This is a genomic window from Pusillimonas sp., assembly GCF_035515275.1.
Lineage (GTDB): Bacteria > Pseudomonadota > Gammaproteobacteria > Burkholderiales > Burkholderiaceae_B > Pusillimonas.
In genome coordinates this window covers 1-6,050 of sequence record NZ_DATJBQ010000125.1, presented here as the reverse complement: position 1 = coordinate 6,050, position 6,050 = coordinate 1, and the positions used below count along the sequence as shown (strand labels likewise).

Here is a 6,050-nt window from a genome sequence, read left to right as displayed (position 1 = left end):
ATGCCGTGCCCGAAACTCCGACAAGGGCGTCCCCGCCAAATAATACGCTTCGAAACGGGCTGAGGATGTTGGCGCAAGCGTGGCGCAAGCTCGACGCCGAAAGCACTGGGGGCTATTGTCGCTACGCCATGCCGCCCGAATCGCTTGTTCAGTGCATGCGTCAAGCGGCGGGCAGCCTGTCCGAGCATCTGGACCAAGCACCCTCCCCGTCCGAAGATGTCTTGCGGTTTTATTTCGATCTTCAACATTTTCTATACTTGGCCGACAACTTCGGCCCACATTCGGTCTTCGAGTCGAACGTTCAGCGCGGGGCAGACAGGCTATCTTCTGAATACACCTTACGCAACGTCGTACCGGCCCCCTTTTTAAAGTCCAGATTTGGCGCCGCCCATGCCTGCGTGCTGTTTTCAGCCACCTTGCAGCCTCGTGCTTTTTACGAGGATGTACTGGGGTTGCCGGATGAAACCGCGTGGCTTGACGTACAAGCGCCCTTTCAGTCCAGCCAGCTTGAGGTTCGGGTGGTGTCCGATATCTCCACGCGCTACACGAACCGCGAAGCGGCTTTGGCACCCATGGCTAGAATTATCGCCGCACAGTTTGCCCGACGACCGGGCAACTATCTGGTGTTTGCGGGCAGTTTCGACTACCTGCATCAACTGGCCCACGCGTTTACCAGTTGCTGTCCCGAGGTTTCCACATGGTCTCAGTCGCGCAATATGGACGAAGCCGCCAAGGCGGATTTTCTGGCGCAATTCAACCCCCGCACACAAGGGGTGGGGTTTGCCGTGCTGGGCGGCACGTTCGCCGAGGGCATAGATTTGCCCGGAGACCGCCTGATCGGCGCCTTTATTGCCACGCTGGGGCTCCCGCAAGTAAACCCTAGCAATGAGACATTAAAGCAAAGCCTGGAAGCCGGTTTCAAAGGCCGTGGCTTTGATTACGCCTATTTATACCCCGGCCTGTGCAAGGTGGTTCAGGCCGCAGGGCGTATTATACGCAGCCCTGAAGACACGGGCGTCATCTACCTGATGGACGATCGCTATAACCGGCCGGCAGTACGACGCTTGCTGCCAGGGTGGTGGCATATTGAACAAACTGCCGCCGCTGCAACCCTTAGCGCTGCACAGGGGCAAGCCGCCGAATCAACTCGGCGTGCTCCGGATACCGGCCGATCAGGGCCCCCGAGTCGGCCAGCTCGAACTCGCTGAACTCAAAGCCCGGGGCGACCGTACAACCCACCAGGGCAAAGCCGGCGCCGACGCCGTTTTCTTGGGCGCCCTGTGCGCGCGAGACCGGCTCTGCCGCAAACCAAAGCCCAGCCGGAACAACCGCCTGAAACACGCAGCCAGCTTCAGTCAAGGGGTTGCCCAGACGTATGACGGACAAGCCATTTGCCGGATCCAGTACATAGATGTTCAAGGCGGAACCGGCGTAAAAGTGCCATAGCTCGTCGGAAGCAATACGATGCCATGCCGAATAATCGTCTGCTTCGAGCAGATAGTAAATGGCTGTGGAGGCAGCGCGATGCCCTGCGGGAGCCTTGACTGACATCAGCCCGCGATAGGTCTCACGGTAATGGCCCCCTTCGGGGTGGGGCAAAAGACCAAACTGTTTGATCAGTTGTTGAACGGGGGTGTCGGAGTTCATCTCTTCTATTGCCATTCTTTTAGAAACGCAATGAGCACCCGGGTGGAGTTCTCGGCGGCCAGGTTCAGAAAGGTATGCACCTCTTCAGCGCCGTCCCCGCCTCCGGCCAGATCGCTTAATGATCGAAAGGCAATAAAGGGCACGCCGTTGCTGTAGGCCACCATGGCGCAGGCGGCGCTTTCCATGTCGACCACATTGGCCTGAAAAGCCGTGTGCAAATGCTTGCGCAAGGCGGTATTGTCAACAAACACCGGGCCCGACACGCCGTTGCCGCCCACGACCAAAGTAGGCTGATGAGTCAGGCACTGCCCCTGGGGGTCGCAATGGGCAAGGTCCACGTTCTGGATTCGTCGTGCTGTTGCAAGCAGGACGGGATCCACGTCGAACCAGAATTTTTCGTGCAGAGCCGGTTTACTGGCCGAACGTGCCATGACCGGCCGGGTGTAAAACATGCCGAAGCCCGGCGCGTCTACCTCGCCGCCCACGCCCATGGTGTCATAGCGCCCCGGCTCTATTTCGGTGGCAGCCACCGTTTCAAGATATTGTCCCCAGCGTTCCACAACGGTTACATCGCCGATGTTCAGCCCCGGGTTCACTCCGCCCGCGACGCCGCTGAAAATAATATGGCTGACATTGAAACGGCCAATAGCCAGTTGGGTGTTCATGGCCGCATTGGTCATGCTGATGCCGCTTAAGAACAGAAGCACCGGCTTGCCTTGCAAGGTGCCGGTTAAAAATTCGACGCCGTTGACCCGGTGCGTGTCGGGCCGGCGCAGCTCGGATCGCAGCCGAAGCAGTTCGGGCTCGAACGCAGAAATAATGGCAATACGGGGGGTGTCATCCAGACGCTCGGCGCCCCAGGCGTTTGGGGCGGCCCCGCCCATAAGCACGAAGAAAGCCAGCGATAGCCAGACGATTCGATGGATGAAACGCAGAGCAGCCATGATACGCATGCCGAATAATTTGAGGTGAACGCATTGTACGTTCAACGCAGCAAGCGACAAGGCCCGAGTAGACCTTAATGGCAAATGCGCGTAGCAAGTGCGTTGAAGAAAAAGCTCGCACAGGCCAAGGACGCCAGAAGCTAAAAAACTTTTTAACTTATGAATGTAACCCCATAAATATATTGGAAATTCCGACCTTGTCTGATATGATCCATTTCAGTTCAGTCATCGTGAATACTGCGCCGCTATGTCCTTTTCATTGCACCGACACACCGCACCCTGGTTTTTGGCCGCCTTGTTGGTTGCCGGGGGCCTGTCTACCACTCGGGTAGCAGCGCAAGAGCTTGATACTGCCCACGCAACGGCCGGCGCCCACGGCAAGGCAACACCCATTGCGCCCCGGCGCGATCATTCCCTGGGCAATACCGGTCAGGCAGGGGTCATTCAGGTTGCTCTGCGTCAAAGCCGCCACCAGGGCCTGCCTGCCGCAACTCAGCACGAGTCCCTGCCCTTCCCCGACGCTCAACTGCGCTCCGAGGTCGCATTCGTTCAAGACCTTTCCAGCGCAACTGTACTGTACGACCAGAACAGCGACGAAGCGCGACCTATCGCCTCGATTTCCAAGCTGATGACCGCCCTGGTGGTGGCCGAGTCGGGTCTTTCGATGCGCGAGCAGCTAACCATCACCAACGAAGACGTAGACCGCGTCCGCCACTCGCGTTCGCGCCTGGCCGTGGGCACCAAGCTTAACCGCGGCGACATGTTGCATCTGGCGCTAATGTCGTCCGAGAATCGTGCCGCCCACGCATTGGGCCGTCATTATCCGGGCGGTATGCCTGCTTTTGTGCGTGCCATGAACGACAAGGCTCGCGCCCTGGGCATGCGAAATACTCATTTCGTCGAACCTACCGGTCTATCGGAACTCAACGTTTCCACACCGCGCGATCTGGTCAAGCTGCTTAAGGCAAGCTCGAAAGAGCCTTTGATACAACGCTACTCTACCGACGAAAGCTACCAGGTCACCTTGGGCAACGGGCGCTCGCTCAAATACAACAACACCAATAGACTGGTCAAGAACAGCCAGTGGGACATCCAGCTTTCAAAAACAGGCTTTATCAACGAAGCCGGCCAGTGCCTGGTCATGGTCGCTCGTATAGGGGGGCGCGATCTGGCCATTGTGCTGCTTAATGCCGCAGGAAGCTATTCACGTATAGGCGATGCGGTACGGCTGCGCAAATTCGTCGAAAACGAAACCAACCTGGCCATGCTTTAAGCAGGCGCACTTGCGCTAAGCTTGCTGAGCAAGCGTGATTTTTGCTCCAGCCATTTTTGCTCCAGCCACTTATGTGCATTGCTTATCTGGCCATTCAGGCTCACCCCAATTGGCCGCTGTTCATAGCGGCAAATCGTGACGAATTCCATGCTCGGCCCACCACTGCTGCGGCACCCTGGCCCGATTTTCCTGACCTGTTGGCGGGCATAGACAACCTGGCCCATGGAACCTGGCTGGGGGTTACCCGCCAAGGCCGCTTTGCCCTGCTGACCAATTATCGCGACATGGCTCACGAGCCAAAAGCCGTCTCGCGCGGGGACCTGGTTGCCTCATTTTTAAAAGGCTGCGCTGCGCCCCAGGACTACGCCGAGCAGGCGACGCGCGAAGGCAAGCGCTATAACGGCTTTAACCTTATTGTGGGCGACACTGGGCAAACCTATTATGCGGGCAACCGGCACGACACCCCGGGAGCCGTAAAGTTGGACGCAGGACGATACGTGCTTTCCAACCATTTATTGAATACGGCCTGGCCCAAGACACAGCGCTTGCGAACCCGGCTGGACGAATACCCTCTGGATACCCTGACCCAAACGCTTAACCCGATTTTTGAAATACTGAAAGACCAAACCCCCGCCAACGATAATGCTTTGCCGCGCACCGGGTTGTCATTGGAACGCGAACGTCTGTTGAGCAGCCCATTTATTATCAGCCCCGAATATGGCACGCGATGCTCAACGGTCATAGCCCTGCACAAGAGTGGTCGTGGTTTTTTTAGCGAGATTACCTACGACCCCCAGGGTGTGGCGCGCGAGCGCCATGATTGGCCGTTTATAAAGGGTTAATGCAGGGTACGGTCTGGTGGGGCATTGCCGGGCAAGGGGGAGTCGCTGTGCAACTCGCCCAGGGCGGCTTTCCAGCTGCGTAGCGGGACACAGGTTTGTAAGCGATAAACCGCCTGCCTGATCAGGGCGTCGTGCAGTTCGTGACCAATACGCGAGGCGATATCCAGTGTGGCATCGCCCTGTAGCTCGGCCAGATGCTCGTGGGTTTCTTGCATGAAACTGACAGGCACCACGGGGTCGTCTTCGCCATGCAAGAGATGCAAGGTGGTGGCAGGCGGCGCCATATCGGGCAACCGGGCATAGCAACCAGAAAAAGCCAATACCCTGCCGGCCAGGTCGAGCTGGGCATTGACGGTTTCAAGCGCCAAGGTGGCACCTTGTCCGAAACCCGCCAAAGCCGTGTGTTCGCCCGAAAGCTGATACTGCCTTTGAATGCGCTGTATAAGGGAAATGATTTCGGGCAAGGCCGTTTTGACCCGAGGCACGTAGTTGTCTTGGGTAAGGTCGTTTTGTTCGAACCAATGATGCACGTTACTGGAGGTACTGAGCGGCCCGTAAGGCAGCACCACCATGCTTTGAGGAAACGCCTGTTTAAGGGTTTCGGTCAGACGGCTTAACTGTTGAGGCGAAGAAGCGTCATCGTGAAGCAAGACGAACAGCTGCTTGGGCGTGCCTTGCGCCGGCACGTAGATAAGCGGCATGGTCGCGTGCTTTTTGGGTGTGGTCATGAAGATATTTCCATGCGGAATGCATAGGGATAGAGTAGCAGGTAAAGCATTTTCGACAAACCTGGAAGACACCCGGAAAAGCGGCTTACTCTGATATATACTGTACATTAATACAGTATTTTTTATGCGGTGCCGTATGTTCAATTCACCCCAGCTCGATCCCCTTGTTTTGCGCCACCCCGAGCGCATTCACCCCGCCCTCTGGAAAGCCTCCCAACTGGCTCAGTCGCAGCGTCCCACGCTTTCTACCGGCTTTAAGCAGCTCGACAGCCAGCTTCCGGGCGGGGGGTGGCCCATCGGCTCTTTAATTGAAATCACCCTCGAGCGTCCGGGCATCGGCGAAATCGCCTTGCTGCGTCCTGCCCTGGCGCAGTTGGGCACCCAGCGCGGCATCATGCTCGTTCAGCCGCCCCACCCGCCTAACTTCCATTGCCTAAGCAACTGGGGTCTGCACGCACACCGCCTGCTTTGGGTACAACCCGGCAACCTGGCCGACAGCCTCTGGGCCTGCGACCAGGCACTTAAGCACAACGCTTGCGCCGCTTTACTGTGCTGGGCGCCGGGTTCACACCCGCAAGCCTTGCGCCGCCTGCATCTGGCCGCCCGGCAAAGCGAC

At 57.8% G+C, this 6,050-nt stretch carries 7 protein-coding genes; 4 read left to right on the top strand and 3 right to left on the bottom strand.

Features of this window, described 5'->3' with window-relative positions:
- The first annotated feature begins 65 nt into the window (after nt 1–65).
- The gene (locus tag VL003_RS09030) at nt 66–1,208 is read left to right on the top strand and encodes an ATP-dependent DNA helicase (RefSeq protein WP_325441690.1); all 1,143 of its coding nucleotides are present in this window, start codon (nt 66–68) and stop codon (nt 1,206–1,208) included.
- Here the strand turns inward: VL003_RS09030 and VL003_RS09025 are convergent.
- A complete protein-coding gene (locus VL003_RS09025; RefSeq protein ID WP_325441688.1) occupies nt 1,114–1,647 on the bottom strand; it encodes a cupin domain-containing protein in 534 nt (177 codons plus the stop codon). The two genes, VL003_RS09030 and VL003_RS09025, sit on opposite strands and share 95 nt — an antisense overlap.
- A 5-nt stretch (nt 1,648–1,652) precedes the next feature.
- Nucleotides 1,653–2,591, bottom strand: a complete 939-nt coding sequence (locus tag VL003_RS09020; RefSeq protein ID WP_414708276.1) for a 5'-methylthioadenosine/S-adenosylhomocysteine nucleosidase — start codon at nt 2,589–2,591, stop codon at nt 1,653–1,655.
- A 247-nt stretch (nt 2,592–2,838) separates the two neighbouring features.
- On the opposite strand from VL003_RS09020, the gene pbpG reads away from it, so the two are divergent.
- Together pbpG and VL003_RS09010 are read left to right on the top strand one after the other, a co-directional pair.
- Nucleotides 2,839–3,864, top strand: coding sequence for a D-alanyl-D-alanine endopeptidase (pbpG, locus tag VL003_RS09015; protein ID WP_325441686.1), 1,026 nt, complete (start codon nt 2,839–2,841; stop codon nt 3,862–3,864).
- Nucleotides 3,865–3,935: 71 nt separating this feature from the next.
- Nucleotides 3,936–4,706: an NRDE family protein gene (locus VL003_RS09010; RefSeq protein ID WP_325441684.1), complete on the top strand. Its 771-nt coding sequence runs from the start codon at nt 3,936–3,938 to the stop codon at nt 4,704–4,706.
- On the opposite strand, the gene ypfH is transcribed toward VL003_RS09010, so the two are convergent.
- Entirely contained in the window at nt 4,703–5,434 is a 732-nt protein-coding gene (ypfH, locus tag VL003_RS09005; protein WP_325441682.1) for an esterase, read from the bottom strand. The genes VL003_RS09010 and ypfH overlap by 4 nt on opposite strands.
- A gap of 136 nt (nt 5,435–5,570) precedes the next feature.
- On the opposite strand from ypfH, the gene imuA reads away from it, so the two are divergent.
- Nucleotides 5,571–6,050 (top strand): translesion DNA synthesis-associated protein ImuA (imuA, locus tag VL003_RS09000; RefSeq protein WP_325441680.1); only part of this gene is annotated, 480 nt, incomplete at its 3' end.

Bases quoted from the DNA above. Each gene is read 5' to 3' on its own strand.
- ypfH (WP_325441682.1), bottom strand. From the start codon at position 5,434: ATGACCACACCCAAAAAGCACGCGACCATGCCGCTTATCTACGTGCCG.
- pbpG (WP_325441686.1), top strand. From the start codon at position 2,839: ATGTCCTTTTCATTGCACCGACACACCGCACCCTGGTTTTTGGCCGCC.
- VL003_RS09020 (WP_414708276.1), bottom strand. From the start codon at position 2,591: ATGGCTGCTCTGCGTTTCATCCATCGAATCGTCTGGCTATCGCTGGCT.
- VL003_RS09010 (WP_325441684.1), top strand. From the start codon at position 3,936: ATGTGCATTGCTTATCTGGCCATTCAGGCTCACCCCAATTGGCCGCTG.
- VL003_RS09025 (WP_325441688.1), bottom strand. From the start codon at position 1,647: ATGAACTCCGACACCCCCGTTCAACAACTGATCAAACAGTTTGGTCTT.
- VL003_RS09030 (WP_325441690.1), top strand. From the start codon at position 66: ATGTTGGCGCAAGCGTGGCGCAAGCTCGACGCCGAAAGCACTGGGGGC.